Source organism: Malikia granosa (genome assembly GCF_002980595.1).
GTDB classification, from domain to species: Bacteria; Pseudomonadota; Gammaproteobacteria; order Burkholderiales; family Burkholderiaceae_C; genus Malikia; species Malikia granosa.
In genome coordinates, this window is sequence record NZ_PVLQ01000021.1 from 27,508 (window position 1) to 53,996 (window position 26,489).

Annotated in this window: 22 protein-coding genes and 3 tRNA genes; 19 read left to right on the top strand and 6 right to left on the bottom strand. The window is 69.2% G+C overall.

Annotated elements, in window-relative coordinates; translation table 11 throughout:
• Positions 1 to 89: 89 nt before the first annotated feature.
• From htpG to C6P64_RS06410, 3 genes are all read left to right on the top strand, one after another.
• On the top strand, positions 90 to 2,024 hold the full coding sequence (gene htpG, locus C6P64_RS06400; protein WP_105747765.1) for a molecular chaperone HtpG: 1,935 nt from the start codon (positions 90 to 92) through the stop codon (positions 2,022 to 2,024).
• 94 nt (positions 2,025 to 2,118) lie between these two features.
• Positions 2,119 to 2,451: a hypothetical protein gene (locus C6P64_RS06405; RefSeq protein WP_105747766.1), complete on the top strand. Its 333-nt coding sequence runs from the start codon at positions 2,119 to 2,121 to the stop codon at positions 2,449 to 2,451.
• Positions 2,452 to 2,456: 5 nt separating this feature from the next.
• Positions 2,457 to 3,206, top strand: a complete 750-nt coding sequence (locus C6P64_RS06410; protein WP_105747767.1) for an MgtC/SapB family protein — start codon at positions 2,457 to 2,459, stop codon at positions 3,204 to 3,206.
• A 19-nt stretch (positions 3,207 to 3,225) separates the two neighbouring features.
• Here the strand turns inward: C6P64_RS06410 and C6P64_RS06415 are convergent, their stop codons facing one another.
• The gene (locus tag C6P64_RS06415; RefSeq protein ID WP_105747768.1) at positions 3,226 to 4,236 is read right to left on the bottom strand and encodes a serine/threonine protein kinase; all 1,011 of its coding nucleotides are present in this window, start codon (positions 4,234 to 4,236) and stop codon (positions 3,226 to 3,228) included.
• Positions 4,237 to 4,313: 77 nt separating this feature from the next.
• Here C6P64_RS06415 and C6P64_RS06420 point away from each other — a divergent pair, with 77 nt between their 5' ends.
• The 5 genes from C6P64_RS06420 (at position 4,314) to C6P64_RS06440 (ending at position 8,946) form a co-directional block, all read left to right on the top strand.
• Entirely contained in the window at positions 4,314 to 5,498 is a 1,185-nt protein-coding gene (locus tag C6P64_RS06420) for a pyridoxal phosphate-dependent aminotransferase (RefSeq protein ID WP_105747769.1), read from the top strand.
• A gap of 17 nt (positions 5,499 to 5,515) precedes the next feature.
• Positions 5,516 to 6,409 carry a class I SAM-dependent methyltransferase gene (locus C6P64_RS06425; protein WP_105747770.1) on the top strand — a complete coding sequence of 298 codons (894 nt, stop codon included), beginning with the start codon at positions 5,516 to 5,518 and terminating at the stop codon, positions 6,407 to 6,409.
• 65 nt (positions 6,410 to 6,474) lie between these two features.
• Complete coding sequence (locus C6P64_RS06430) at positions 6,475 to 7,629, top strand: aminotransferase class V-fold PLP-dependent enzyme (RefSeq protein WP_105747771.1); 1,155 nt, start codon at positions 6,475 to 6,477, stop codon at positions 7,627 to 7,629.
• A gap of 105 nt (positions 7,630 to 7,734) precedes the next feature.
• Complete coding sequence (locus C6P64_RS06435; RefSeq protein WP_105747772.1) at positions 7,735 to 8,301, top strand: bifunctional pyr operon transcriptional regulator/uracil phosphoribosyltransferase PyrR; 567 nt, start codon at positions 7,735 to 7,737, stop codon at positions 8,299 to 8,301.
• A gap of 21 nt (positions 8,302 to 8,322) precedes the next feature.
• On the top strand, positions 8,323 to 8,946 hold the full coding sequence (locus C6P64_RS06440; protein ID WP_105747783.1) for a phosphoribosyltransferase: 624 nt from the start codon (positions 8,323 to 8,325) through the stop codon (positions 8,944 to 8,946).
• Positions 8,947 to 8,999: 53 nt separating this feature from the next.
• Here the strand turns inward: C6P64_RS06440 and C6P64_RS06445 are convergent, their stop codons facing one another.
• The 3 genes from C6P64_RS06445 to ald are packed head-to-tail and all read right to left on the bottom strand — an operon-like array spanning position 9,000 to position 13,270.
• Positions 9,000 to 9,671 carry a dienelactone hydrolase family protein gene (locus tag C6P64_RS06445; protein WP_105747784.1) on the bottom strand — a complete coding sequence of 224 codons (672 nt, stop codon included), beginning with the start codon at positions 9,669 to 9,671 and terminating at the stop codon, positions 9,000 to 9,002.
• Positions 9,672 to 9,701: 30 nt separating this feature from the next.
• A complete protein-coding gene (locus tag C6P64_RS06450; protein WP_105747773.1) occupies positions 9,702 to 12,158 on the bottom strand; it encodes an ATP-binding protein in 2,457 nt (818 codons plus the stop codon).
• Positions 12,155 to 13,270 carry an alanine dehydrogenase gene (gene ald / locus C6P64_RS06455; protein ID WP_105747774.1) on the bottom strand — a complete coding sequence of 372 codons (1,116 nt, stop codon included), beginning with the start codon at positions 13,268 to 13,270 and terminating at the stop codon, positions 12,155 to 12,157. Before ald ends, C6P64_RS06450 begins: the two co-directional genes overlap by 4 nt.
• A 117-nt stretch (positions 13,271 to 13,387) precedes the next feature.
• Between ald and asd the strand changes: the two genes are divergently transcribed.
• Both asd and C6P64_RS06465 read left to right on the top strand, forming a co-directional pair.
• Positions 13,388 to 14,260 (top strand): archaetidylserine decarboxylase, encoded by an 873-nt coding sequence (gene asd / locus C6P64_RS06460; protein ID WP_105747775.1) that lies wholly within the window; start codon positions 13,388 to 13,390, stop codon positions 14,258 to 14,260.
• A 64-nt stretch (positions 14,261 to 14,324) separates the two neighbouring features.
• Positions 14,325 to 15,629 carry an MgtC/SapB family protein gene (locus C6P64_RS06465; RefSeq protein WP_245911647.1) on the top strand — a complete coding sequence of 435 codons (1,305 nt, stop codon included), beginning with the start codon at positions 14,325 to 14,327 and terminating at the stop codon, positions 15,627 to 15,629.
• A 19-nt stretch (positions 15,630 to 15,648) separates the two neighbouring features.
• On the opposite strand, the gene gorA is transcribed toward C6P64_RS06465, so the two are convergent.
• A complete protein-coding gene (gorA, locus tag C6P64_RS06470; RefSeq protein ID WP_105747777.1) occupies positions 15,649 to 17,064 on the bottom strand; it encodes a glutathione-disulfide reductase in 1,416 nt (471 codons plus the stop codon).
• A gap of 94 nt (positions 17,065 to 17,158) precedes the next feature.
• Here gorA and C6P64_RS06475 point away from each other — a divergent pair, with 94 nt between their 5' ends.
• On the top strand, positions 17,159 to 17,980 hold the full coding sequence (locus C6P64_RS06475) for a MipA/OmpV family protein (RefSeq protein WP_170073056.1): 822 nt from the start codon (positions 17,159 to 17,161) through the stop codon (positions 17,978 to 17,980).
• A gap of 10 nt (positions 17,981 to 17,990) precedes the next feature.
• Here the strand turns inward: C6P64_RS06475 and uvrA are convergent, their stop codons facing one another.
• A complete protein-coding gene (gene uvrA, locus C6P64_RS06480) occupies positions 17,991 to 20,918 on the bottom strand; it encodes an excinuclease ABC subunit UvrA (protein WP_105747785.1) in 2,928 nt (975 codons plus the stop codon).
• Between the two features lie 416 nt (positions 20,919 to 21,334).
• On the opposite strand from uvrA, the gene C6P64_RS06485 reads away from it, so the two are divergent.
• The 8 genes from C6P64_RS06485 to C6P64_RS06520 all read left to right on the top strand — a co-directional run bounded on the left by C6P64_RS06485 (position 21,335) and on the right by C6P64_RS06520 (position 26,419).
• Positions 21,335 to 22,834: an anthranilate synthase component I family protein gene (locus tag C6P64_RS06485; RefSeq protein ID WP_105747779.1), complete on the top strand. Its 1,500-nt coding sequence runs from the start codon at positions 21,335 to 21,337 to the stop codon at positions 22,832 to 22,834.
• On the top strand, positions 22,831 to 23,409 hold the full coding sequence (locus C6P64_RS06490; protein ID WP_105747780.1) for an aminodeoxychorismate/anthranilate synthase component II: 579 nt from the start codon (positions 22,831 to 22,833) through the stop codon (positions 23,407 to 23,409). The genes C6P64_RS06485 and C6P64_RS06490 overlap by 4 nt, the downstream gene beginning before the upstream one ends.
• Before the next feature lie 14 nt (positions 23,410 to 23,423).
• The gene (gene trpD / locus C6P64_RS06495; protein ID WP_105747781.1) at positions 23,424 to 24,458 is read left to right on the top strand and encodes an anthranilate phosphoribosyltransferase; all 1,035 of its coding nucleotides are present in this window, start codon (positions 23,424 to 23,426) and stop codon (positions 24,456 to 24,458) included.
• A gap of 14 nt (positions 24,459 to 24,472) precedes the next feature.
• On the top strand, positions 24,473 to 25,270 hold the full coding sequence (gene trpC, locus C6P64_RS06500; protein ID WP_105747782.1) for an indole-3-glycerol phosphate synthase TrpC: 798 nt from the start codon (positions 24,473 to 24,475) through the stop codon (positions 25,268 to 25,270).
• 53 nt (positions 25,271 to 25,323) lie between these two features.
• Positions 25,324 to 26,049 (top strand): uracil-DNA glycosylase, encoded by a 726-nt coding sequence (locus tag C6P64_RS06505; RefSeq protein ID WP_105747786.1) that lies wholly within the window; start codon positions 25,324 to 25,326, stop codon positions 26,047 to 26,049.
• 36 nt (positions 26,050 to 26,085) lie between these two features.
• Positions 26,086 to 26,171, top strand: a tRNA-Tyr gene (locus C6P64_RS06510).
• Between the two features lie 45 nt (positions 26,172 to 26,216).
• Positions 26,217 to 26,290, top strand: a tRNA-Gly gene (locus C6P64_RS06515).
• A 54-nt stretch (positions 26,291 to 26,344) separates the two neighbouring features.
• Positions 26,345 to 26,419: transfer RNA gene (locus C6P64_RS06520), tRNA-Thr, on the top strand.
• Positions 26,420 to 26,489 lie beyond the last annotated feature (70 nt).

Here is a 26,489-nt window from a genome sequence, read left to right on the forward strand (position 1 = left end):
ATCCGGTGGTCGTCAGTCAGTCGCGCTTGCTGCCCGAGTGATTGATCCGCCTGCTACCGAATTCCACGTCGAGTTTTACTGCCTAGATCATGAGCAAACATACCCACGCTTTCCAGGCCGAAGTGGCCCAGCTGCTGCACCTCGTCACCCATTCGCTGTACTCGAACCAGGAAATCTTCCTGCGCGAGCTGATCTCCAACGCCTCGGATGCCTGCGACAAGCTGCGCTTCGAGGCCCTCGACGACGCCACGCTGTACGAGGATGCACCCAACCTCGAGGTGCGCGTGAGCTTCGACCAGGAAGCCAAGACCCTGACCATCAGCGACAACGGCATCGGCATGAGCGAGTCCGAGGCCATTGCGCACCTGGGCACCATCGCCAAGAGCGGCACCAAGGACTTCATGAGCCGCCTGTCGGGTGACCAGAAGAAGGATGCGCAGCTGATCGGCCAGTTCGGCGTCGGCTTCTACTCGGGCTTCATCGTCGCCGACAAGATCACGGTCGAGTCGCGCCGCGCCGGTCTGAAAGCCGAGGAGGGCGTGCGCTGGATCAGCGGCGGCACGGGCGACTTCGAGACCGAGACCATCACGCGCGCGCAGCGCGGCACCAGCGTGATCCTGCACCTGCGCGACGACGCGACCGAGTACCTGAACCGCTGGAAGCTCAAGACCATCATCTCGAAGTATTCCGACCACATCAGCCTGCCGATCCTGATGCGCAAGGAGGAGTGGGACGCCGAGAAGGGCGAGTCGGTGCTGCAGGACGAGTGGGAAGCCGTCAACTCGGCCAGCGCGCTCTGGACCCGTTCCAAGAAGGACATCAGCGACGAGCAGTACGCCGAGTTCTACAAGAACATCAGCTATGACAGCGAGGCGCCGCTGACCTGGAGCCACAACCGCGTCGAGGGCAGCACCGAATACACCCAGCTGCTCTACGTGCCGGCCAAGGCGCCGATGGACCTGTGGAACCGCGACAAGAAGGCCGGCGTCAAGCTCTACGTCAAGCGCGTCTTCATCATGGACGAGGCCGAGGCGCTGATGCCGACCTACCTGCGCTGGGTCAAGGGCGTGATCGACTCGGCCGACCTGCCGCTCAACGTCTCTAGAGAGCTGCTGCAGGAGAGCCGCGACGTCAAGGCGATCCGCGAGGGCAACACGCGCCGCGTGCTCGCCATGCTGGAAGACCTGGCCCGCAAGGATGTCCTGCCCACCGGCGAGGAATGGGACAAGCTGTCCGACGAGGACAAGGCCGAGGCGGAAAAGAACGCCGGCAAGTTCTCGAAGTTCTACGCCGAGTTCGGCGCCGTGCTGAAGGAAGGTCTGGGCGAGGACTTCGCCAACCAGGACAAGCTCGCCAAGCTGCTGCGCTTCGCCTCGACCCAGAGCGATGCGGTGGCGGTCAGCCTTGCCGACTACAAGGCGCGCATGAAGGAAGGCCAGGAAGCGATCTACTACATCACCGCCGACACCCTGGCCGCCGCCAAGAACAGCCCGCAGCTCGAGCTGTTCAAGAAGAAGGGCATCGAGGTGCTGCTGATGAGCGACCGCGTCGACGAGTGGGCGCTGTCCTTCCTGCACCAGTTCGACGGCACGCCGCTGCAGTCGGTCGCCAAGGGCGGCGTCGACCTGGGCAAGCTGCAGGACGAGGAGGAGAAGAAGGCTGCCGAGCAGGCCGCCGAGACCTTCAAGCCGGTGCTGGAAAAGCTCAAGGAAGCGCTGAAGGACAAGGCGCAGGACGTGCGCGTCACCACCCGTCTGGTCGATTCGCCGGCCTGCCTGGTGGCCGATGACCATGGCATGAGCACCCAGCTCGCGCGCATGCTCAAGCAGGCCGGCCAGCCGGTGCCGGACATGAAGCCCATCCTCGAGGTCAATGCCGACCATGCGCTGGTCAGGAAGCTGGATGCCTCGGCCCATTTCGATGACCTGGCGCATATCCTGTTCGACCAGGCGCTGCTGGCCGAGGGCGGCCTGCCGGAAGATCCGGCCGCCTATGTCAAGCGCGTCAACGCCTTGCTGGTCTGATCCAGCACGGCACTGACCAGGAGGGCTCCCGCGTGGAGCCCTTTTTGTCGCCGCCCGTCTGGCGCCGCTGGTTCGGGCGCGCTAGCATGAGGCCATGATCGCGATTCGCCCTGTCATCCTGTCTTCCTCGCTGTTGCTGGCCTTGGCGGGCTGCAGTTCGACGGGCGTCGGTGCCGGCATTTCGGTGCCCGTCTTGCCCGGTGTCTCGATCGGGGTCGGTGTCGGCAGCGGCAGCGTGCAGCTGGGAGTCGGCGCTGCGGCCGGCCCGGTCGGCGTGGGAGTCGGGGTCAACCAGGAAGGGCAGGTCTCTGGCAATGTGGGCGTCGGCACCAGCGTGCCGCTGGGCGACAGCGGGGCGCGCGCCGGCGTCGGCGTCGGGACCGGCGCCGTGCTCCACGACCCCAAGCGTCCGGCGCCCTCGCGCTGACCGCCATGGATGCCGGCCTGTCGCTGTGGGCGCGCTACTGGTCGCTGCCCGTGCTCGAGGTCAACCTGCTGCTGTTCGCCAACCTGTTTGGCGCGCTGCTGCTGGGCCTGCTGGTCGGCTACGAGCGCAGCTACCACAGCCGGGCCGCCGGCATGCGCACCTACGGCATCGTCTGCATGGCGTCCTGCGCGCTGACCGTGTTCGCGGGCTATCCCGGCGTCTGGTGGGGCCAGGCCGACACCGCCCATCTGCCGATCGATCCGACCCGCGTGGTGCAGGGCATCGTGACCGGGATCGGTTTTCTCGGTGCCGGTGTCATCATGCGCGACGGCATGAGCATCAGCGGCCTGACCACGGCGGCATCGATCTGGGCCACGGCGGCGATCGGCGTGCTGGTCGGCGTCGGCTTCTACCCGGCCGCCATCCTGCTGGCGCTGCTGTCGGCCTCGCTGATGATGTGGGGCGTCAAGGTCGAGGCACGGCTGCCGGCGCTGCCGGCCGTCGGCGTGACGCTGCGCTTCCGCGCCGGCCATGAGCCAGATGATTGCGCGATCAAGGCCTTGATGCGCGAATGGGGCTACCAGCTGGCCGAGGGTTCGCTGCACATCGCCTGCCAGCAGGACCAACTGAGCTGGCAGTTCGTGCTGGTCGCGCGGCATTCGAAGCCGCGCGTCACTTCGCTGTTCGACCTGTCGCGCCTGCTGCGCGGCATCGAGGGGGTGGAAGTCCTGCAGCTGGCGCACGCGCGCAACTGAGGCCGGGCGCTCCGGCGGTTCAGGCGACCAGCGGGGGCTGCTGCATCGCCTCGACCTGCTGCCACAGCATGGCCGCCTGCTCCTGCCAGTAGCTCGCGCTGCCGAACCAGGGGAAGTTGAGCGGGAAGATCGGATCGCTCCAGCGCCGCGCCAGCCAGGCGCTGTAGTGCAGCAGGCGCAGCGTGCGCAGCGGTTCGATCAGCGCGAGCTCGCGGCGGTCGAACTCGCGCAGCGTTTCGTAGCCGTCGAGCAGGGCGCCGAGCTGGCGCTGCTGCTGTTGTCGCTCGCCGCTCAGCAGCATCCAGAGATCCTGCACCGCCGGTCCGCTGCGGCTGTCGTCGAGATCGACGAAATGCGGGCCCTGGTCCGGCGTCCAGAGGATGTTGCCGGGATGGCAGTCGCCGTGCAGCCGCAGCGTCGCGATGCCATCCGGCGCTGCGCAGGCCGCCATCGCATCGCTTGCCAATCCCAGCGCGGCCTGTGCCGCCTCGCGCCAGCGGCCGGCGGACTCGGGCGGCAGCTGGCCTTGCTCGAGCAGCCAGGCCAGCGGTTCCTGGCCGAAGCTCTGCGCATCCAGCGCCGGGCGGGACGCGAACGGCCGCGCGGCGCCGACCAGGTGCAGCCTTGCCATCAGCCGGCCTATCCATTCGAGCACCTCGGGGTCGTCGAGCTCGGGCCGGCGTCCGCCGCGCGCCGGACTGACGCTGAACAGGAAGCCGGCATGGCGGTGCAAGGTCCGGCCCTGCAGCCGCAGCGGGGCGACCATCGGCACCTCGGCTTCGGCCAGTTCCAGGGCGAAACCATGTTCCTCGGCGATCTGCGCCTCGCTCCAGCGCCCAGGGCGATAGAACTTGAGCACCACCGCGCCGCCGTCCTCCAGCCGAGCCAGGTAGACCCGGTTCTCGTAGGAGTTCAGGCCTTGCAGCCGGCCGTCGCCGCGCAGGCCGGTGGCGTCGAGCGCATCGAGCACGACATCGGGCGTGAGGGCATCGTAGGGATGCAGGGCAGGGTCGTGGTCGGATCTGGACATGGTGCGATTGTCGCTGTGCCTGCTGCCTGTTCCCGCTGCCACAATCGGTCCTTCGTCCTTATCAAGCCCGTTTTTTCATGCAGCTGTCCGCGCGCGCCCAGTCCGTCGAACCCTTTCATGTCATGCAGGTGGCCAAGCAGGCCGCCGGGATCGAGCGCGGGCTCGGGCCTGGCGAGCCGCCGATGATCTACCTCAACATCGGCGAGCCGGACTTCGTTGCACCGCTGCCGGTGCAGGCCGCCGCACGTGCCGCGATCGAGGCCGGCCTGACCCAGTACACGCCCGCGCTCGGACTCGACGCGCTGCGCCAGCGACTCTCGGACTGGTACGCGCAGCGCTTCGGCGTGACGGTCGATGCCGCGCGCATCGTCATCACTGCCGGAGCTTCCGGTGCGCTGCAGCTTGCCGCCATGGCCTTTCTCGATGCCGGCGACGAGTGGCTGATGCCCGATCCCTCCTATCCCTGCAACCGCCAGATCCTGGCCGCCATCGGCGCCAGCGCCCGGCTGCTGCCGGCAGGAGCGCAGCAGCGCTACCAGCTCACGGCGGAGCAAGTCGAGCAGGCCTGGGGCCCGCGCACGCGCGGCGTGCTGCTGGCTTCGCCATCGAATCCGACCGGCACTTCGATCGACCCTGACGAACTGCGCCGCATCCACGCGGTCGTCAAGGCGCGCGGCGGCGTCACGGTCATCGACGAGATCTACCTCGGGCTCAGCCACGACCCGCGCTACGGCCAGACCGCGCTCGCGCTCGATGACGCCATCGTGAGCCTCAACAGCTTCTCGAAATACTTCGGCATGACGGGCTGGCGCCTGGGCTGGATGGTGCTGCCCGAGTTCGCCATTCCAGCGGTCGAGCGCCTGCAGCAGAACTTCTTCATCTGCGCCAGCACGGTTGCGCAGCATGCCGCGCTGGCCTGCTTCGAGCCCGAGGCCATCGCCGATTGCGAGCGTCGCCGTGCCGAGTTCGCCGCCCGGCGCGACTTCTTCCTGCCGGCGCTGCGCGAGCTCGGCTTCGACATTCCCGTCCAGCCCGATGGCGCCTTCTATGTCTGGGCCGATGCGAGTCCGCTGTTCGCGCGGCTCGGCGTGCGCGACAGCGGCGAGCTGGTCGAGCTGCTGATGCGCCGCGCCCATCTGGTCGTCACGCCGAGCCGCGACTTCTGCGCCGACGATCCCGGCACCCACCTGCGCTTCTCGACCGCGAGCTCGATGGCGCAGTTGCGCGAGGCGATCGAGCGCCTGCGTGCGCTGCTGGCCTGAGCGTCTATCATCCGCGCATGTCAGCCTCCATCAAGCCGAACCAGAAGCGCCAGCCGTCCAGGGCCGAGCGCGCGCCCGAAAAATCCATCCAGGAACAGTTGCCCGAACTGCGCCCCGGCCAGTCGATCGAGCTGCTCAAGGAGCTGCATATCCTGACGCGCGAGGGCAAGCTGAACCAGGACACGCGGCGCAAGCTCAAGCAGGTCAATCACCTGCTGCAGTTCATCGAGCCGCTGCTGCAGGAGGCGCTGGCCGCGCGCGGCGATGTCAGCCTGGTCGACCATGGCGCCGGCAAGTCCTACCTGGGCTTCATGCTCTACGACCTGTTCTTCGCCCAGCGCGAGGTCGGCTGGGTCTATGGCGTCGAGACCCGCGCCGAGCTGGTCGAGCGCTCCCGCGCGCTGGCCGAGCGGCTCGGCTTCGATCGCATGCGCTTCGTCGCGACCACGGTGCAGGAGGCCATGACCTCGGAGCAGATCCCGGCCCAGGTCGATGTCGTGACCGCGCTGCATGCCTGCGACACCGCGACCGACGACGCGATCGCCTTCGGCCTGGCGCGCCAGGCGCGCTGCATGGTGCTGGTGCCCTGCTGCCAGGCCGAGGTCGCCAGCGTGCTGCGCAAGCACAAGGCGCTGACCCTGTCGCGCACCCCCTTGAGCGAGATCTGGCGCCACCCGCTGCACACGCGCGAGTTCGGCAGCCAGATCACCAACGTGCTGCGCTGCCTTGAACTGGAGGCCCATGGCTACCAGGTCACCGTGACCGAGCTGGTCGGCTGGGAGCACTCGATGAAGAACGAGCTGATCCTGGCGCGCAAGGTCGGCAAGGGCAAGGCCAGCGCGCGCGAGCGGCTGCAGCAGGTGCTCGACGAGCTGGGACTGCAGGAGCTGCAGCAGCGCTTCGGCACCTGAATTCCCGTCAGTTGCCTGAAACCGGCGGCATGCTAAGCTGTTCTCATAATCAAAAGGAGATCCGCATGCCCGCCTTGCTGCCCGACGTCGATCCCGACGGCCTGCTCGAGTTTTCCGTCGTCTACAGCGACCGCTCGCTCAACCACATGTCGCGCCGCTTCCAGGGCGTGATGCAGGACATCTCGGCCACCCTGAAGCAGGTCTACCACGCGCGCTCGGTCGCGCTGGTTCCCGGCGGCGGCACCTACGGCATGGAGGCGGTCGCGCGCCAGTTTGCCACCGGCAGGAAGGCGCTGGTGATCCGCAACGGCTGGTTCAGCTACCGCTGGACGCAGATCTTCGATGCCGGCGCTATCCCGGCCGAGGCGCGCGTGCTGAAGGCGCGCCGCCTGTCCGACCAGCCGCAGTCGCCCTGGATTCCCTGCCCGGTCGACGAAGTGGTCGCGGTGATCCGCGAGTTCCGGCCCGACGTCGTGTTCGCACCGCATGTCGAGACCTCGGCCGGCATGATCCTGCCCGACGATTACTTGAAGGCGGTGGCCGACGCGGTGCACGAGGTCGGTGGCCTGTTCGTGCTCGACTGCATCGCGTCGGGCACGCTCTGGGTCGACATGCAGGCCTGCGGCGTCGACGTCCTGATCAGCGCGCCGCAGAAGGGCTGGAGCGGATCGCCGGCCTGCGCCATGGTGATGCTGGGCGAGCGCGCCCGCGCCGCCATCGATGGCACGACCAGCAGCAGCTTCGCGGCCGACCTGAAGAAATGGCTGCAGATCATGGAGACCTACGAGGCCGGCGGCCATGCCTACCACGCGACCATGCCGACCGACGCCTTGCTGCGGCTGCGCGACGTGATGCAGGAGACGCAGGCCTACGGCTTCGAGCGGGTGCGCGAGGAGCAGCTCGAGCTGGGACGCCAGGTGCGCGCGCTGCTCGAGCGTCGCGGCATCCGCAGCGTGGCGGCGGCCGGCTTCCAGGCGCCGGGCGTGGTGGTCAGCTACACCGACGACCCCGGCATCCAGAACGGCAGCAAGTTCCTCGCGCTCGGCCTGCAGACCGCCGCCGGCGTGCCGCTGCAGTGCGACGAGCCAGCCGGCTTCTCGACCTTCCGCATCGGTCTGTTCGGGCTCGACAAGCTGCACCAGCCCGGGCGCTGCGTCGCGCAGCTGGCCGAGGCCTTGGACCGCATCGGCATCACCGACCCGGTGGCCCCGTCCGCCTGAACCCGCCTGGGCCTGCGGGAGCGGTCCCGGGGCAAGATTGACAACCTGCCCGGCGCTGTCCAGAATGCCCAGCAGCGGGGCTTCCGACCCCGGTCGGGGGGCGGTATGAATGCAATGCCGGGCAGCCGAAGCTGCCTCTATGACGAAGCCGAACTCGAGGCCTTGCTCGATGCCATGGCCCTGCAGGCCGCCAGCTTGCTGCATGGCCGCAGCCGGGTCGCGCTGGTCGGCATCCTGCGCCGTGGCGCGCCGCTGGCCGACCGGCTGACCGAGCGTCTGGTGCGCGACCACGGACTGGCGCCGCCGCTGCGGCTCGACCTCAAGGTCAAGCGCTATGCCGATGACCTGACCCTGTTGCATCCCGAGACCCGTCTGACCGAGCAGCCCCAGCAGGCGGCGCTCGACCTGGCCGGCTGGACCCTGCTGCTGGTCGACGACGTGCTCTACACCGGGCATTCGCTGCTCAGGGTGCTGGACTACCTGGCGCGCAAGCAGCCGGCCGAGATCCGGGTCGCGGTGCTGGCCGACCGTTGCGCCGCCACCCTGCCGATCGCTGCCGATGTCATCGGCGCGCGGCTGCAGATCGCGCCGGCCGGCATCGTCGAATGCCATCTGCCGCCCTACGAGCCCGATTTCCGTATCGAATTGCTGCAGCCGCAGCGCGCCGGCTGAGTCTCGGCCCGGGAGTTGCCCATGATGTTCCAGGACCGACTCGATGCCGCGCGCCAGCTGGCCCATGCGCTGGAAGCCTACCGCGAGCGCCATCCGCTGGTGCTCGCGATCCCGCGCGGCGCCGTGCCGATGGCCAAGCTGATCGCGCAGGAGCTCGGCGGCGACTTCGATGTCGTGCTGGTGCGCAAGCTGCGCTCGCCCTATGCGGCCGAGGTCGCGGTCGGCTCGGTCGACGAGAACGGCTGGACCTATGTCGCGCCGCACGCGGCCGCGCTCGGCGCCGACCAGGACTACCTCGCGGCCGAGAAGCACGAGCAGCTGCTCACCCTCCAGTCGCGTCGCGCCCAGTACACGCCCATCCGCCCGCCGATCGACCCGGCGGGCCGGATCGTGATCGTGGTCGATGACGGGCTGGCGACCGGTGCCACCATGATCGCCGCGCTGCACGGCCTGCGGCACCGGCAGCCGGCCCGGCTGATCTGCGCGCTGCCGGTGGCGGCGCCCGACTCGCTCGAGCGCGTGCGTCCGCTGGCCGACGAGCTCATCTGCCTGTCGGCGCCCGAGGATTTCCAGGCCGTGGGCCAGTTCTACCGCCATTTCGACCAGGTCGATGACGAGCAGGTGATCGCGCTGCTCGGGGGCTGAGGCAACCGGCCCCCGGCCTGGAGCGCGCGTCTGGGCCTGGCCTCGGCAGCACCTCAGCCCGTCGGTCCCTGCCGCGCTCCCCGCAACTGCTCCTGCAGCCAGCCGGCTGCCAGTTGCGCCACCGCATCGAGCGCGCCGGCCTCCTCGAACAGGTGGCTGGCGCCCGGGATCACCGTCAGCTGGCACGGGCAGCGCAGCAGCGCCTCGGCCTGCCGGTTGAGCTCCAGCACCTCGGGGTCGTGGCCGCCGACGATCAGCAGCGTCGGGCAGCGCACGCGCGCCAGCATATCCGGCCCGGCCAGGTCGGGCCGGCCGCCGCGCGAGACCAGCGCGCGGATAGTCGGCCCGAGTTCGGCTGCTGCCTGCAGCGCCGCCGCCGCGCCGGTGCTGGCGCCGAAATAGGCCAGCGGCAGCGCCGCGGTCGGTGGCTGGGCCTGCAGCCAACGGGTCGCCGCGAGCAGCCGGCGCGCCAGCAGCGGAATGTCGAAGCGCTGGCTGTAGTCCAGGTCTTCCTCGGGGGTCAGCAGGTCGAGCAGCAGCGTGCCGAGCTGGTGCGCGTGCAGCACGCGCGCCACATGGTTGTTGCGCGGGCTGTGCCGGCTGCTGCCGCTGCCATGGGCGAACAGCACGATGCCCAAGGGGTCCGCGGGCAGCGCGAGCGCGCCCTCGATATGGACCTGGTCGACCGGGATGCAGGCCAGTCGCTCGGCGGCGCAGGGGTTCATGGCCATGGCGCAGCTCTCCTCGGGATGGACTCAGGGCCTGCCGGCCGGCCGGGCCGGTTTCTTGGCCGCAGCCGCTTCCGCGGCGCGGCGTTTCGGTGCCAGCCTGGCCAGCCGGGCCGCGACCAGGGCATTGGCCGATCCGGCCGCCATCCGGCCCTGGGCGTCGGGTGCGCCGGCCGGATGGCCGGTCAGCAGCTCCAGCGCCTGGTCGACGGTACTGACGGCCCAGATGCGGAACCGGCCCGCGCGGGCGGCCTCGACCACATCGGCGCGCAGCATCAGGTGGCAGACATTGGCCTGCGGGATCAGCACCCCTTGCTCGCCGCTGAGGCCGCGCGCCGCGCAGAGGTCGAAGAAGCCCTCGATCTTCTCGTTGACCCCGCCGATCGGCTGGACGATGCCGAGCTGGTTGACCGAGCCGGTCATGGCCAGCGACTGCCGGATCGGCAGGCTAGAGAGCGCCGACAGCAGCGCGCACAGTTCGGCCAGCGAGGCGCTGTCGCCCTCGACCCCGCCATAGGACTGCTCGAACACCAGGCTGGCTTTCAGCGAGAGCGGCTCGCGCGCACCGAAGCGCGCCGCCAGGAAGGCCGACAGGATCAGCACCCCCTTGGAATGGATCGGGCCGCCGAGCTTGACCTCGCGCTCGATGTCGATCACCTGGCCGTCGCCGGCGCGCACCGTCGCAGTGATGCGCATCGGATGGCCGAAGCTGCTGTCGTCGAGCGCCACCACTGCCAGCCCGTTGACCTGCCCGACCTGGCTGCCGCTGCTGTCGATCAGCAGCTGGCCGCGCAGCATGGCCTCCTGGTAGCGCAGCCGCAGCCGTTCGTTGCGCCGCCGCCTGGCCTGCAGCGCCGCCTCGACATGGCCGGCCTCGATCCATGCTGATGACGCCTGGCCGGCGAAATGCCCGGCCTCGCGCATCAGGTCGGCCAGCGGTCTTGTGCGCGCGGTCAGCCGTTCGGCGTCCTCGGCCAGCCGTGCCGAATGCTCGATCAGCCGCGCGACCGCGGCGGCCGACAGCGGGCGCAGCGCCTCGCGCCTGGCCAGGGTCGCGATCAAGCGCGCATACACCTGGATGTTGTCCGGGCTGCGGCGGATCTCGCTTTCGAGGTCGGCGTTGATCTTGAACAGCGCGCCGAACTCGGGGTCGTACTGGCACAGCAGGTAGTAGATCTGGCGCTCGCCGATCAGCACGATCTTGAGCTCGAGCGGCATCGGCTCGGGCTCGAGCTGGACCGTGCTGCTGAGCCCGATCAGGTCGTAGAGCGACTCGATCCGCACCCGGCCCGCCTTCAGGCAGCGCTTGAGCCCCTCCCAGGCATAGGGCTGGCTCAGCACCTTGAGCGCGTCGAGCACCAGGAAGCCGCCATTGGCGCGCTGCAGCGCGCCGCCGCGGATCAGCGTGAAGTTGCTCAGCAGCGTGCCCATGTGGGCCACATGCTCGACGCGACCGACCAGGTTCTGCAGCGTCGGATGGTCCTCGTAGATCACCGGGCGCGCGCCGTCGGCCGGGTGCTCGACCAGCAGGTTGACCAGGTAGCGCTGCACCGTGAGCGTGCTCGAATAGGTGGTGGTTTCGGTATCGCCCTCGGCGTGGGTCGACTCGCGCAGCGATTCGCCGCTGGCGACGATGTCGGCCAGCACCGCGTCGAGGAAGGCGCCGACCTCGGGCAGGTCGGCGTATTTCGGCCGCAGGTCGTCGATCAGGTGGGTCACGGTCACCTGCAGCGCCTCGCTGCCGGTCTGCTTGAGCCGGGCCTGCAGCTCGCGCCGCCAGCGCGGGAATTCGCCCATCAGCTTGTGCATGCGCTCGTGCAGCGCCTTGATCTCGGCAGCCAACTCGGCCTGGCGTTCGGGTGGCAGCTTCTCGAACTCGTCCTGCGTCAGCGTCGCCTCGTGGTCCTCCTTGAGCGGCACGAAGGCGAAGCCGTGCGGCGTCTTGAGCAGCGCGACGCCATGCTGCACCGATTCGTCCCCGAGCGCCTGCACCGCGGCGAGTTCGCGCTGCTTTTCCTCCTCCTGCATCGCCTCGATGCGGCTGCGGTATTCCTCGCTCTGGAATACCGCGCTGATCGCCGGCGTCAGCTCCTCGACGAAATGCTGCATGTCGTCGCGCAGCGCCGCACCCCTGCCGCAGGGCAGGCGCAGCAGGTCGGGTTTGCTCGAGTCGGTGAAGTTGTTGACATAGCACCAGTCCGATGGTGGCGGGCCGGTGCGGCGCTGGGCCTGGAGCAGCTGGTTGACGATGGCGTGGCGGCCGCTGCCGGACTCGCCGAGCAGGTAGATGTTGTAGCCGTCGTGCCGGATGTCGAGCCCGAGCTGCATCGCTTCCAGCGCGCGCTGGTGGATCAGCACGGTGTCGAGTTCGGCCAGCTCGGCGCTGCTCGCGATGCCCAGCGCAGCCGGATCGCAGCGACGGTAGAGGGCCTCGGGTGCCAGCGCTGCGGGCAGGAGCGGGGCGGAGATGCCGTGCGGGTTCATGCGAGCAGCCGCTCGGCGGCGGTCAGCGGGTAGCCCAGGGCCTGGGCCACGGCCGGATGCGTGACCTGGCCCTGGCAGCAATTGAGCCCGGCGCGCAGATGCGGGTCGGCGCGCAGCGCGCCTTGCCAGCCCAGCTCGGCCAGCATCAGCACATGGGGCAGGGTGGCATTGTTGAGCGCCAGCGTCGAGGTGCGCGCCACCGCGCCCGGCATGTTCGTCACCGCGTAGTGCAGCACCCCGTCGACCAGATAGCTCGGATCGGTATGCGTGGTCGGGCGCGAGGTCTCGAAGCAGCCGCCCTGGTCGATCGCGACATCGACCAGCACGCTGCCCGGCTTCATGCGCGCGACCAGGGCGCGGCTGACCAGCTTGGGCGCGGTGGCGCCGGGCACCAGCACGCTGCCGATCACGGCGTCGGCGGCCAGCAGCTCCTCCTCGATCGCGGCCTGGGTCGAATGTCGGGTCGTGATCCGGCTGCCCCAGCGCTGGTCGAGCTGGCGCAGCCGCTCCAGGCTGCGGTCCAGCACCGTGACATGGGCGCCCATGCCGGCGGCGATCTGCAGCGCCTGGCTGCCGACCACGCCGCCGCCCAGGATCACCAGCCGGGCCGCCGGCACGCCGGGCACGCCCGACAGCAGCACCCCCTGGCCGCCCTGCGACTTCTCGAGCAGGCGGGCCGCGACCTGGACCGACATCCGTCCCGCGACCTCGCTCATCGGCGCCAGCAGCGGCAGCCCGCCGCCCGGTCCGGTCACGGTCTCGTAGGCGATGCAGACGGCGCCCGAGGCCAGCAGGGCCTCGGTCTGGGCTCGGTCGGGCGCCAGGTGCAGGTAGGTGAACAGGATCTGGCCCCGGCGCAGCTGGGCGCATTCCTGCGCTTGCGGCTCCTTGACCTTGACCACCAGCTCGGCGCGCGCGAACAGCTCGGCCGCCGAGTCGACCAGCTCGGCGCCGGCGACGCGGTACTGGGCGTCTTCCATGCCGGCGCCGGCTCCCGCGCCGGCCTGCACCAGCACCCGGTGGCCAGCGGCCACCAGCTCGCGCACGCTGGCGGGCGTCAGGCCGACGCGGTGCTCGTGGTTCTTGATCTCCTTGGGGGTTCCGACGATCATTTCAGCCTCCCGGACTTGCCGATCCGCCCCCAGTCTCGCGGCTAGGGGGGCGAGCCGTCAAGGCCGCGCGCGGGGGGATCGCTAAAATCGGCCGATTTCGCATCCAGGGGAAAGCTCTTGTCCGACCGTCTCGCGGTGTTGCCGCAGTACCTGCTCCCGAAACGGGCCCTGACCCAGCTCGCCGGTGCCTTGGCGCGCCGTCCGCTCGGCGGCTTTACCCAGTCCAGCATCCGTCGCTTCGTCGCGCGCTACGGCGTCGACATGAGCGAGGCGGCCGAGCCCGACATCTCGCGCTACGCGACCTTCAACGACTTCTTCACGCGGGCGCTGAAGGAAGGCGCGCGCCCGCTGGCCGCAGCCGACTTCGTCTGCCCGGTCGACGGCGCGATCAGCCAGTTCGGTCGCATCGAGGGCGACCAGATCTTCCAGGCCAAGGGCCACCGCTATTCGACGACGGCACTGGTCGGCGGCGACGCCGAGCTGGCGGCGAAGTTCGACGGCGGCGAGTTCGCCACCCTCTACCTGAGCCCGCGCGACTACCACCGCATCCACATGCCCTGCTACGGGCGGCTGCAGCGCATGATCCATGTGCCGGGCGAGCTGTTCTCGGTCAACCCGACCACGGCGCGCGGCGTGCCGGGCCTGTTCGCGCGCAACGAGCGCGTGGTCTGCGTCTTCGAGGGCCGCTTCGGCCCCTTCGTGCTGGTGCTGGTGGGCGCGACCATCGTCGGCAGCATGGCCACGGTCTGGCATGGCCAGGTCAATCCGCCGCGTCCTGGCAAGATCCGCGAGTGGCGCTATGGCGACCTGCCGATTTCTCTGCAGGCCGGCGAGGAGATGGGCCGCTTCCTGCTCGGCTCCACCGTCGTGCTGCTGTTTCCCAGGGACCAGCTGAGCTTCGATCCGAGCTGGGCAGCGGGCGGTGCGGTGCGCATGGGCCAGGCCATGGGCCAGTTGCGTGCCCGCGCGAATCCGGCCGTTTCGCGCTGAGCGCCGGTCGCGTCAAATTCATGAACGCGGGGTGCCCCAGGGCCGGCCCCGCCAGGGAGACATCATGTGGGATGCCACTTCGGCGACATTGCCCAACGGGGTCAGCATGGCCCATGCCGCCCAGGCCTTGGCCGCCGCACTTGGCTGCGGCCTGCTGACCGGCATCGAGCGCGAGCGCAACAAGGGGCGCGGGCCCTCGCGCGCGCTGGCCGGCCTGCGCAGTTTCTCGCTTGCCTGCGTCATGGGCGCGGTCGCGATGCTGACCGGCGAGTCCACCCTGGTCGCGGTCGGCGTCATCTTCCTGGCGGCCCTGTGCGTGGTCGCGCGGGCGCGCGAGCGAACCGAAGATCCGGGCGTCACGACCGAGATCGCCCTGGTGCTGACCTATCTGATCGGCGTGCTCTGCATCCTGAGCCTGCCGCTGGCGGCAGCCGTCGCGGTCGGCCAGACCGGCATCCTGTTTGCGCGCGAGCGCCTGCATGCCTTCGCCAACAACTGGCTGCGCCCGGCCGAGGTGCGCGACGGCATCCTGCTGGCGGCGCTGGCGCTGATCGCGCTGCCCCTGATGCCCGACCGGCCGTTCTGGGGCCAGATGCTCAACCCGCACCTGATCACGCAGCTGCTGACGCTGCTGCTGTTCATCCAGGCGCTTGCCCACCTGAGCCGGCGCCTGCTCGATGCGCGCCAGGCCGTGGCCCTGTCGGCGATCGCCTCGGGCTTCGTCTCCAGCACGGCGACCGTCGCGAGCATGGGGATTGCCGTGCGCGAGGGCAGATCCGATGCCAGGCTGATGGCGGGTGCCGGGCTGCTGTCCTGCGTCGCCACCTTGCTGCAGGTCCTGCTGGTGGCCCTGGCGGTGCAGCCCGCCTGGTTGCGCCTGTTGATCCTGCCCGCGCTGGCAGGGGCGGTGGTCGCGCTGGCCTGGGGCTGGTGGCTGGTCCGGGGGGCGCCGACCGACGGTCCTGATGCCGCCGCCGCAACGAGCGACCGCGAGGCGGCCGCTGCCGCGCTGGATGCCGACCGCATGTTCAGCCTGCGCGATGCGGCCCTGGTGGCCGGCTTGCTGACCGGCGTCCAGGCCCTGGTCTACGGCCTGGGCCTCTGGCTCGGCCAGGGTGGTGCGCTCGCTGGCATCCTGCTGGCCGCGCTGGTCGACCTGCATTCCTCGCTGGCGGCCGTCTTTGCGCCGGCGCCGCCGGATGCTGCCGGCAAGGCCCTGGGCGCCGCGATGCTGGCGATCACGGTCCACGCCTTCAGCAAGTCGGCCACTGCCGGCTTTGCCGGCGGCTGGCGCTACCTGGCCTGGCTGGCGCCCGGGGTGTTCGGCCACACCGCCGTCGCCGTGGCATTGCTGGCCCTGAGCTTCTAGCCGGTCCGGCCTTCGGTCTTCAAGCTGCCGCGCGCGCCGGCACCGGCTCGCGCATGGTCACGAACTCCTCGGCGGCGGTCGGGTGGATGCCGAGCGTGGCATCGAACACCGCCTTGGTCGCTCCGGCCTTGAGCGCGACCGCGAAGCCCTGCACGATCTCGCCGGCCTCGGCGCCGACCATGTGCAGGCCCACCACCCGGTCGCTGGCGGCATCGACCAGCAGCTTCATCAGCGTGCGTTCCTGGCTGCCGCTCAGGGTGTGGCGCAGCGCGCGGAACTCGGAGCGGAACACCCGCACCTCGGCGTAGCGCTCGCGCGCCTGGGCCTCGGTCAGTCCCACCGTCGCGACATTGGGGTGGCAGAAGACGGCGGTCGGGATCAGCTCGTAGTCCATGCGGCGCGCCGGCTTGCCCGCCGCGGGGCCATAGAGATGATCGACCAATTGCATCGCCTCGCCCAGCGCGGCCGGGGTCAGCTGCACGCGCGAGGTCACGTCGCCCAGCGCATAGACCGAGGGCAGCTGGGTGCGGAAATCGGCATCGACCAGGATGCGGCCATCGGCACCTTGCTCGATGCCCAGTTCGGCCAGTCCCAGCCCCTCGACATTCGGCACCCGTCCGGTGGCGTAGAGCGCGACATCGACCACCAGTTGGTTGCCGTCCTCCAGCGTCACATGCAGGCCGTCGGCCTCGCGCGTGATCGCCAGCACCCCGGCTGCCAGCCGCAGGTCGACGCCGGTCTTGCGCATCTCGGCGGCGGTGAAATGGCGGATCTCGTCGTCGAAGCCGCGCAGGATCTGCTCGCCACGGTAGACCTGGGTCACGCGCGCGCCCAGGCCGTTGAAGATCGAGGCGAACTCGCAGGCGATGTAGCCGCCGCCGACCACCAGCAGCCGCTGCGGGAAGGGGTCGAGGTCGAAGGCCTGGTCGGAGCTGATCACATGCTCGCGGCCCTGGAAATGGGGCAGGTAGGGTTGGCCGCCGGTGGCGATCAGGATCCGCTCGGCGCTGTAGCCCTGATGTCCCGGGCTGCCGTCGGCGTTGAGCGTGGCGAGCTCGACCTCGTGCGGGCCAGTCAGCCTGGCATAGCCCTCGAGCAGTGTCACGCCGGAACCGCGCAGCAGGTTGGCATAGACGCCGTTGAGCCGGCTGATTTCCGTCGCCCGGCGCGACTTGAGCCGGCCCCAGTCCAGGCTGGGCGCCTCGCCCGCCCAGCCGAAGCCGCGCGACTCCTCGAAGCCCGCCGCGTAATCCGCCGCATAGCTGTAGAGCTTTTTCGGGATGCAGCCCAGGTTGACGCAGGTGCCGCCCAGGCCGTCCAGGCCCTGGGCCTCGGCCAGCGCCACGCGCACGCCGCGCTGCGCCGCCATCCGGGCCGCGCGCACGCCGCCGCTGCCGCCACCGATCACGAGCAGGTCGAAGTCGAATTGTTTCATGTTGGCCCTTTCTGTCTTGTCTGCGGTCGATTGTCATGCGCTTTGCCGCCGCCCGCTCTAGCCAGGATTTGGCCGCATGCCTATGATGGTTGTCATGTTTAATCAGATTACCGTTCGCGCGTTGTCGATGGCCCTGGCCGCCTCCTTTTCATTGCCGCTGCTGGCGCAGCAGGCCGAGCCGGCAGAGTCGAAGGCGCCGGTGCGCCATTACCTGATCGGCGCCGCCCTGTCGTCCGGGCAGAACCATGTCGGCTCCGACGGGCGCGAGCTTGGCCTGCAGCCCATCCTGGGTTTTTGGGCTGGCCGCTATCGGCTGTCGACCGGGCGCGCGAGTTCGCTTTGGAACGTCGGGCGCGAGACCGTCGTCGATCCCGGCCTGAGCACGACGCTGCTGAGCCATTCGGACTGGTCGCTCGGCGCCTCGCTGAACTGGGACAGCGGACGCAAGTCGGGCGACGACCCGTTGCTGGCCGGCGTGCCCGACCTGCACTCGACGCTGCGCGGCAAGCTGTCGGTCGGCTATGCCTTCGCACCGCGCTGGTCGCTCGGCCTGAGCAGCAGCCATGATCTGCTCGGGCGCGACGGGGGCGGGCGCTATTCGGCTTCCCTGGGCTACCGCCAGCCCCTGTCCGAGCGCTCCTACTGGGACGCCTCGTTCGCGGCGAACTGGGGCAACCGCGACTACATGCGCAGCCACTACGGCATTCCCGCCTCGGGTCAGCGCGCCGCCTACCAGTTGGACGGCGGCATCGAAGGCGTGAGCCTGGGCCTGGGCTACACGACGGCAATCAACCACAACTGGGTCAGCTATGCCGGCCTGAGCCTGTCGCGGCTGCTGGGCGACGCCGGCAGCAGTCCGGTGGTCGGATCACGCCAGGTCTGGGGTGCCAGCGTGGGCGTCGCCTACCGCTACTGAGCGCGCCGGCTCAGGCCAGCAACCGGGCCAGATAGCGCCCGGTGTGACTGGCCGGGTTCGCCGCCACCTGCTCGGGCGTGCCGGTCGCGACCACCTGGCCGCCGCCCGAGCCGCCCTCGGGCCCCATGTCGATCAGCCAGTCGGCGGTCTTGATCACGTCGAGGTTGTGCTCGATCACGACGATGGTGTTGCCGGCGTCGCGCAGCTGGTGCAAGACCTTCAGCAGCAGCTCGATGTCGCCGAAATGCAGGCCGGTCGTCGGCTCGTCGAGGATGTAGAGCGTGCGCCCGGTATCGCGCTTGGACAGCTCCTGCGCCAGCTTGACCCGCTGCGCCTCGCCGCCCGACAGCGTGGTCGCGCTCTGGCCCAGGCGCACATAGCTCAGTCCCACGTCGAGCAGGGTCTGCAGCTTGCGCTGCAGCGTCGGCACGGCCTGGAAGAAGCCGTAGGCCTGCTCGACCGTCAGCTCCAGGATCTGCGCGATGTTGAGCCCCTTGTACTGCACCTCCAGCGTCTCGCGGTTGTAGCGCTGGCCCTTGCAGATGTCGCAGGGCACGTAGACATCGGGCAGGAAATGCATCTCGACCTTGACCACGCCGTCGCCCTGGCAGGCCTCGCAGCGTCCGCCGCCGGCCGACGATGACACGTTGAACGAGAACCGTCCCGGCCCGTAGCCGCGCTCGCGCGCCGCCGGCACCTCGGCCATCAGCTCGCGGATGCCGGTGAAGAGTCCGGTGTAGGTCGCCGGGTTGCTGCGCGGCGTGCGTCCGATCGGGCTCTGGTCGACGTTGATGACCTTGTCGAAATGCTCGATGCCCTCGATCGCCTCGTGCGGTTCGGGTTCGTCGTGCGAGCGGTACAGATGCCGCGCCACCGCCGCGTACAGCGTGTCGTTGACCAGGGTCGACTTGCCCGATCCGCTCACCCCCGTGACGCAGGTCAGCAGGCCGACCGGGAAATCCACCGTCACGTCCCGCAGGCTGTGGCCGCTGGCCTTGACCACCCGCAGCGTCTGCAGGCCGCTGGCGCTGGGTGCCGGCTGGGCGCGCGGAGTCCAGGCCTGGGCCTTGGCGCCTTTCTTCGCCGCGGCGGGCGCCGCCGGAGCCTTTTCCGGTAGCCAGGGCGTGCGCCTGGCCGGCACTGCGATCTGGCGTGCGCCGGTCAGGTACTGGCCGGTCAGCGAGTCCGGGTTCGCCATCACCTCGGCGCAGCTGCCCTGCGCGACGACATGGCCGCCATGCACGCCCGCGCCCGGCCCCATGTCGATCACGTGGTCGGCGGCGCGGATCATGTCCTCGTCATGCTCGACCACCAGCACGCTGTTGCCGAGGTCGCGCAGGTGCTTCAGGGTCTCGATCAGCCGGTCGTTGTCGCGCTGGTGCAGGCCGATGCTGGGCTCGTCGAGCACATACATCACCCCGGTCAGCCCGGAGCCGATCTGCGACGCGAGCCGGATGCGCTGCGCCTCGCCGCCCGACAGGGTTTCGGCGCTGCGGTCCAGGCTCAGGTAGTTGAGTCCGACATCGTTGAGGAACTTGAGCCGCGCCGCGATCTCGCGCACCACCTTGTCGGCGATCTCGGCCTTGGCGCCTTGCAGCTGCAGGGTCTGGAAGTAGTGCAGCGATTCCCCCAGCGTCTGGCGGCCGATCTGGTGGATGCTGCGCTTGTTTCCGTCCTCGCCGAGCAGCACATGGCGCGCCTCCTGGCGCAGGCGCGCGCCCTGGCAGGCGGGGCAGGGCTGGGTGGCGCGGTAGCGCGCCAGTTCCTCGCGCACCGTGGCGCTGTCGGTCTCGCGCCAGCGGCGCTCGAAATTGCGCAGGATGCCCTCGAAGGGATGGCGCTTGACGATCTTGCGTCCGCCGTCCATGGCGTACTGGAAGGCGACCTCATCGCTGCCCGAGCCGTACAGCAGCACCTGCTGCACCGGCGCCGGCAGGTCCTCCCAGGGCGCTTCGGCATCGAAGCCGTAGTGGGCGGCCAGGCTCTCGACCAGCGCGAAATACTGGCCGTTGCGCCGGTCCCAGCCCTTGATCGCGCCGCTGGCCAGGCTCAGGCTCGGGAAGGCGACCACGCGCGCCGGATCGAAGACATCAGTCTGGCCCAGGCCGTCGCAGGCCGGGCAGGCGCCGACCGGCGAGTTGAACGAGAACAGCCGTGGCTCCATCTCGCCGAGCGCGTAGCTGCACAGCGGGCAGGCGAAGCGGGCGCTGAACAGGTGCTCGACGCCGCTGTCCATCTCGAGCGCGATCGCCTTGCCGTCGCTCAGGCGCAGCGCGGCCTCGAAGCTCTCGGCCAGCCGTTGCTGGGCATCCGGGCGGACCTTGAGCCGATCCAGCACCACGTCGAGGTTGTGCTTCTCGTGGCGTGCCAGCGCCGGCATGGCGTCCGCGTCGAGTATCTGGCCATCGAGCCGGAAGCGCACATAGCCCTGGGCCTGCAGCGCCGCCAGCTGGTCGGCGAATTCGCCCTTGCGCTCGCGCGCGATCGGCGCCAGCACCATCAGCTTGCTGTCCTCGGGCAGTTTCAGCACATGGTCGACCATCTGGCTCACCGTCTGCGCCTGTAGCGCCAGCCCATGCTCGGGGCAGTGCGGCGTGCCGGCGCGCGCGAACAGCAGCCGCAAATAATCGTGGATCTCGGTCACGGTGCCCACCGTCGAGCGCGGGTTGTGACTGGTCGCCTTCTGCTCGATGCTGATGGCCGGGCTCAGGCCCTCGATCAGGTCGACGTCGGGCTTGTCCATCAGCTGCAGGAACTGGCGCGCATAGGCCGACAGGCTCTCGACATAGCGGCGCTGGCCCTCGGCATAGAGGGTGTCGAAGGCCAGGCTGGACTTGCCGGAGCCCGACAGGCCGGTGATCACGACCAGCGCGTGCTTCGGGATGTCGAGGTCGACGTTCTTGAGGTTGTGGGTGCGCGCGCCGCGCACGCTCAGCATGGGGCGGCGCCAGGCGTCGCGCAGATAGGTGCCGCTGGGGGCGGATCCGGCGTCGGAGTGGGGGCTGGGCTGGGTATCGTTCACGAATCTGGGGGGCGGCAAGGCCCGGCACGGGCAACCCGCCATGATAGGCGCGCGCCGCGGCCCGAGTCCAGTCAGGGCTGTTGCCTGGCCGCACGGGAACCCCACGGTGGTTTGCTACACTAGCTCGCATCATGTTCATTCCTCGCAACGGCAGCATCGCTTGCCTGGCTCCCCGAGAGAGCCAGGGAGCCTGGCCTTGGCGCAAGCCATAAGTTCGCGTCACCCCCCGACCGCTCGGCACGCTGGCTGCCGCGCTCTCGCGCCCCGAACAGGGCACAGGCATGAATGAACGTCCCGCGCCGCGCGGGAACTGGGCTGCAGGAGGCTCAATCGTGATCACCGAAACCGAATTCCAGGACCTGGCCCGGCAAGGCTACAACCGCATCCCGCTGACCGCGGAAGCCTTTGCCGATCTCGAGACCCCGCTCTCGCTCTACCTCAAGCTCGCCGCCGTGCAGGATGGCGGCCGCAACAGCTTCCTGCTCGAGTCCGTCGTCGGCGGCGAACGCTTCGGCCGCTACAGCTTCATCGGCCTGCCGGCGCGCGTCGCGCTCAAGGCCAGCGGCTTCGGCGCGGATGCGAAGACCGAGGTGCTGCGCGACGGCATCGTGGTCGAGACCGCATCCGGCAACCCGCTCGACTTCATCGAGGCCTACCAGCGCCGCTTCAAGGTCGCGCTGCGTCCCGGCATGCCGCGCTTCTGCGGCGGCCTGGCCGGCTACTTCGGCTACGACACGGTGCGCCACATCGAGAAGAAGCTCGAGCGCAGCTGCCCGCCCGACGACATCGGCATGCCCGACATCCACCTGCTGCACTGCGAGGAGCTGGCGGTCATCGACAACCTGTCGGGCAAGCTGCACCTGATGGTCTATGCCGACCCGGCTGAACCCGATGCCTATGTCCGTGCCCAGGCCCGCCTGGCCGAGCTCAAGGCGCGCCTGAACGTGCCAGTCCAGGTGCCGCCGGTGCAGGTGCAGCCCCATGCGCCCGAGCTCCGCCCCTATGCCAAGCAAGACTTCCTGGCCGCGGTCGAACGCGCCCAGGGCCTGATCCGGGGCGGCGACTTCATGCAGATCGTGATGGGCCAGCGCATCAGCAAGCCCTACACCCAGAGCCCGCTGAGCCTGTACCGCGCCTTGCGCACGCTCAACCCCAGCCCCTATATGTACTACTACCACCTGGATGACGCCCAGGTGGTGGGTTCCTCGCCCGAGATCCTGGTGCGCCAGGAGCGCACCGCCGAAGGCACCAAGGTCACGATCCGCCCGCTCGCCGGCACTCGTCCGCGCGGCGCCACGATCGAGCTCGACCAGGCGGCCGAGCGTGACCTGCTGGCCGATCCCAAGGAGCGCGCCGAGCATGTGATGCTGATCGACCTGGCGCGCAACGACATCGGCCGCATCGCCGAGACCGGCAGCGTCAAGGTCACCGAGGCGTTCCAGACCGAGCGCTACAGCCATGTGATGCACATCGTCTCCAACGTCGAGGGCATCCTGAAGGCCGGCCTGTCGAACATGGACGTGCTCAAGGCCGCCTTCCCGGCCGGCACGCTGAGCGGCGCGCCCAAGGTGCACGCGATGGAGCTGATCGACCAGCTCGAGCTGTCCAAGCGCGGCGTCTACGGCGGCGCCTGCGGCTACCTGAGCTACGCCGGCGACATGGACGTCGCGATCGCGATCCGCACCGGCGTCGTCAAGGATGGCCTGCTGCATGTCGCGGCGGCCGCCGGCGTGGTGGCCGACTCGATACCCGAGCTCGAGTGGAAGGAAACCGAACACAAGGCCCGCGCCGTGCTGCGCGCGAGCGAACTGGTCGAGGAGGGCCTGCAATGAGCCGCATCAAGCTTCTGATGGTGGACAACTACGATTCGTTCACCTACAACATCGTGCAGTATTTCGGCGAACTCGGTGCCGAGGTCGAGGTCTACCGCAACGACGAGATCACGCTCGAGGGCATCGCCGCGCGCAATCCCGACCGGCTCGTGATCTCGCCCGGTCCCTGCTCGCCGGCCGAGGCCGGCATCTCGGTGGCGGCGATCCGGCATTTCGCCGGCCAGCTGCCGATCCTGGGCGTCTGCCTCGGTCACCAGAGCATAGGCGCTGCCTTCGGCGGCAAGATCGTGCGCGCCCAGGAACTGATGCACGGCAAGACCAGCGTCATCACCACCACCCAGGAAGGCGTTTTTGCCCACCTGCCCCAGCAGTTCACCGTCAACCGCTACCACTCGCTGGCGATCGAGCGCGCAAGCTGCCCCGAGGTCCTCAAGGTCACCGCCTGGACCGACGACGGCGAGATCATGGGCGTGCGGCATCGCGAACTCGCGATCCAGGGGGTGCAGTTCCACCCCGAATCGATCCTGACCGAGCACGGCCACGCCATGCTCAAGAACTTCCTCGACCAGGCCTGAAACCGGAGTCAGCCATGTCCATCACGCCCCAGCAAGCCCTGCAGCGCGTCATCGAGCACCGCGAGATCTTCCACGACGAGATGCTGCACCTGATGCGCCTGATCATGTCCGGCGAGCTGTCGCCGATCATGACTGCCGCGCTGATCGCCGGCCTGCGCACCAAGAAGGAAACCATCGGCGAGATCACCGCCGCGGCCCAGGTCATGCGCGAGTTCTCGGTCAAGGTCGAGGTCGCCGACCGCAGCCACCTGGTCGACATCGTCGGCACTGGCGGCGACGGCGCGCATACCTTCAACATCTCGACCTGCGCCATGTTCGTGATCGCGGCTGCCGGTGCCAAGGTCAGCAAGCATGGCGGGCGCAGCGTCAGCAGCAAGTCGGGCAGCGCCGACGCGATCGAGGCGCTCGGCATCCACCTCGACCTCAAGCCGGCGCAGATCGCGCAGTGCATCGAGCAGACCGGCATCGGCTTCATGTTCGCGCCGAACCACCACCCGGCAATGAAGAACGTCGCCCCGGTGCGGCGCGAGCTCGGCGTGCGCACCCTGTTCAACATCCTGGGCCCGCTGACCAACCCGGCTGGCGCGCCCAACATCCTGCTCGGCGTGTTCCATCCCGACCTGGTCGGCATCCTGGTGCGCGCGCTGCAGAGCCTGGGCGCCGAACATGCGCTGGTGGTCCATGGCAAGGACGGCCTCGACGAGATCAGCCTGGGTGCTGCCACCCTGGTCGGCGAGCTCAAGGACGGCGTGATCCGCGAGTACGAGATCCACCCCGAGGACTTCGGCTTCCAGATGATCGGCACCCGCGCGCTGCAGGTCGAGAATCCCGAGGATTCGCGCGCCATGCTGCTCGGCGTGCTCGAAGGCCAGGCTGGCCCGGCGCGCGACATCGTGCTGCTCAACGCCGGTGCTGCGCTCTACGCGGCCGACGTCGCGGCCAGCATCGCCGATGGCATCGCGCTGGCGCGCCAGGCCATCGACAGCGGCGCGGCCAAGGCCAAGCTCGACCAACTCGTCACCGTGGCCCATGCGCTGAGCGCGGCCTGAACCGAAAGCCTTCCATGAGCGACATCCTGAACCGAATAGTGGCGACCAAGCGCGAGGAGCTCGCGCTGGCGCTGAAAAAGACTCCGCTGGCCGTGATGCGCGAGGACGCCGAGAGCCGTCTGCTGACGCGCGACTTCGAGGGCGCCTTGCGTGCCAAGATCGCCGCCGGCCTGCCGGCCGTGATCGCCGAGGTCAAGAAGGCCAGCCCGTCCAAGGGCGTGATCCGCGCCGACTTCATCCCGGCCGACATCGCGCAGAGCTATGCCGAGTACGGCGCCGCCTGCCTGTCGGTGCTGACCGACCGCCAGTATTTCCAGGGCAGCTCCGACTACCTCAAGCAGGCGCGGGCGTCTTGCGACCTGCCGGTGCTGCGCAAGGACTTCATGGTCGACCCCTACCAGGTCTACGAAGCCCGCGCCATGGGCGCCGACTGCATCCTGCTGATCGCGGCCTGCCTGGAAGACGCGCAGATGGCCGAGCTGGAGGCCGTCGCGCACGGCCTCAACATGGCGGTGCTGGTCGAGGTCCATGACCGCGCCGAGCTGCAGCGCGCGCTGAAACTCAAGACGCCGCTGGTCGGTATCAACAACCGCGACCTGCGCACCTTCGAGGTCAGCCTCGACACCACGCTCGGCATGCTGGCCGACGTTCCGGCCGACCGTCTGCTGGTGACCGAGAGCGGCATCCTGAGCGGCGACGATGTCCGCAAGATGCGCGAGCATGGCGTCAACGCCTTCCTGGTCGGCGAGGCCTTCATGCGCGCCAAGGAACCGGGCGCGGCGCTGGCCGAGCTGTTCGGCCTGCCGACCTGAACGTGGGCCAGCCAGGCGCAACCCTTCCGCTCTGGGCGGAAGTCCCGTCCTCGCTGCCTGCCGCGGCCGATGCCGCCGCGCCGGGTCGGCTGCGTGCCTGGGCGCCCGAGTCCTGGCCTGTTGCCGCCGACTGGCAGTCCGTGCTGCAGCCGTTCTGGGCCAGCGCGACGGGGCAGAAGCTGGCTCGCTTCGTCCAGGCCCGGCTGCAGGCCGGCGCCGAGATCTATCCGGCACAACCGCTGCGCGCGCTCGAGCTGACGCCGCTGTCCGAAGTCAGCGTCGTGATCCTGGGGCAGGACCCCTACCATGGCCCCGGCCAGGCCGAGGGCCTGGCGTTCTCGGTGCCTGATGGCGTCAAGCTGCCGCCCTCGCTGCGCAACATCTTCCAGGAACTCGTGCGCGACCTGGGTGGCGAGCTGCCCGCCAGCGGCAGCCTGCAGGGCTGGGCCAGCCAGGGCGTGCTGCTGCTCAACACCAGCCTGACGGTGGAGCAGGGCGCCCCGGCCAGCCATGCCAGGCAGGGCTGGGAGACGCTGACCGATGCGCTGATCGCTGCCTGCAGCGCGCACGAGTCACCCAAGGTCTTCCTGCTTTGGGGTGCCCATGCCCAATCCAAGGCGGGACTGATCGATGGCCGCCGCCATCTGGTGCTGCAGGCCAACCATCCCTCGCCCCTGTCGGCGCGTCGTCCGCCGGTTCCTTTCATCGGCTGCGGCCACTTCGGGCAGGCCCTGCGCTGGCTCGAAAAAAATTCCCGAAAAAATTTGTACTGGTTGTAAGAAGCGCCGAAACTTGTGCATAATACAGGTCTTGACGGAGGGGTGCCCGAGTGGCTAAAGGGGGCAGACTGTAAATCTGTTGGCTTACGCCTACGCTGGTTCGAATCCAGCCTCCTCCACCAAATACTTGTTGACCGGCGACTGCGTGAAAACTCAGTCGCCGCGTTGCGGGAGTAGTTCAATGGTAGAACCCCAGCCTTCCAAGCTGATGACGCGGGTTCGATTCCCGTCTCCCGCTCCAATGATGTGTGCGGTATCGGTAGAGTGATTCTTGTAGTGATCGTTAGATCGCTATGCCCATGTGGCTCAGTGGTAGAGCACCCCCTTGGTAAGGGGGAGGTCGGCAGTTCGATCCTGCCCATGGGCACCATCATTCGGTGCGTTGTAATTTAGTCAATTTCCATATTCGGAGCTGAGCAATGGCAAAAGAGAAATTCGAA

Excerpts from the sequence above, each read along its gene's own strand:
- htpG (WP_105747765.1), top strand. The coding sequence starts at position 90 with ATGAGCAAACATACCCACGCTTTCCAGGCCGAAGTGGCCCAGCTGCTG.
- C6P64_RS06405 (WP_105747766.1), top strand. The coding sequence starts at position 2,119 with ATGATCGCGATTCGCCCTGTCATCCTGTCTTCCTCGCTGTTGCTGGCC.
- C6P64_RS06410 (WP_105747767.1), top strand. The coding sequence starts at position 2,457 with ATGGATGCCGGCCTGTCGCTGTGGGCGCGCTACTGGTCGCTGCCCGTG.
- C6P64_RS06415 (WP_105747768.1), bottom strand. The coding sequence starts at position 4,236 with ATGTCCAGATCCGACCACGACCCTGCCCTGCATCCCTACGATGCCCTC.
- C6P64_RS06420 (WP_105747769.1), top strand. The coding sequence starts at position 4,314 with ATGCAGCTGTCCGCGCGCGCCCAGTCCGTCGAACCCTTTCATGTCATG.
- C6P64_RS06425 (WP_105747770.1), top strand. The coding sequence starts at position 5,516 with ATGTCAGCCTCCATCAAGCCGAACCAGAAGCGCCAGCCGTCCAGGGCC.
- C6P64_RS06430 (WP_105747771.1), top strand. The coding sequence starts at position 6,475 with ATGCCCGCCTTGCTGCCCGACGTCGATCCCGACGGCCTGCTCGAGTTT.
- C6P64_RS06435 (WP_105747772.1), top strand. The coding sequence starts at position 7,735 with ATGAATGCAATGCCGGGCAGCCGAAGCTGCCTCTATGACGAAGCCGAA.
- C6P64_RS06440 (WP_105747783.1), top strand. The coding sequence starts at position 8,323 with ATGATGTTCCAGGACCGACTCGATGCCGCGCGCCAGCTGGCCCATGCG.
- C6P64_RS06445 (WP_105747784.1), bottom strand. The coding sequence starts at position 9,671 with ATGAACCCCTGCGCCGCCGAGCGACTGGCCTGCATCCCGGTCGACCAG.
- C6P64_RS06450 (WP_105747773.1), bottom strand. The coding sequence starts at position 12,158 with ATGAACCCGCACGGCATCTCCGCCCCGCTCCTGCCCGCAGCGCTGGCA.
- ald (WP_105747774.1), bottom strand. The coding sequence starts at position 13,270 with ATGATCGTCGGAACCCCCAAGGAGATCAAGAACCACGAGCACCGCGTC.
- C6P64_RS06465 (WP_245911647.1), top strand. The coding sequence starts at position 14,325 with ATGTGGGATGCCACTTCGGCGACATTGCCCAACGGGGTCAGCATGGCC.
- gorA (WP_105747777.1), bottom strand. The coding sequence starts at position 17,064 with ATGAAACAATTCGACTTCGACCTGCTCGTGATCGGTGGCGGCAGCGGC.
- C6P64_RS06475 (WP_170073056.1), top strand. The coding sequence starts at position 17,159 with ATGTTTAATCAGATTACCGTTCGCGCGTTGTCGATGGCCCTGGCCGCC.
- uvrA (WP_105747785.1), bottom strand. The coding sequence starts at position 20,918 with ATGCTGAGCGTGCGCGGCGCGCGCACCCACAACCTCAAGAACGTCGAC.
- C6P64_RS06490 (WP_105747780.1), top strand. The coding sequence starts at position 22,831 with ATGAGCCGCATCAAGCTTCTGATGGTGGACAACTACGATTCGTTCACC.
- trpD (WP_105747781.1), top strand. The coding sequence starts at position 23,424 with ATGTCCATCACGCCCCAGCAAGCCCTGCAGCGCGTCATCGAGCACCGC.
- trpC (WP_105747782.1), top strand. The coding sequence starts at position 24,473 with ATGAGCGACATCCTGAACCGAATAGTGGCGACCAAGCGCGAGGAGCTC.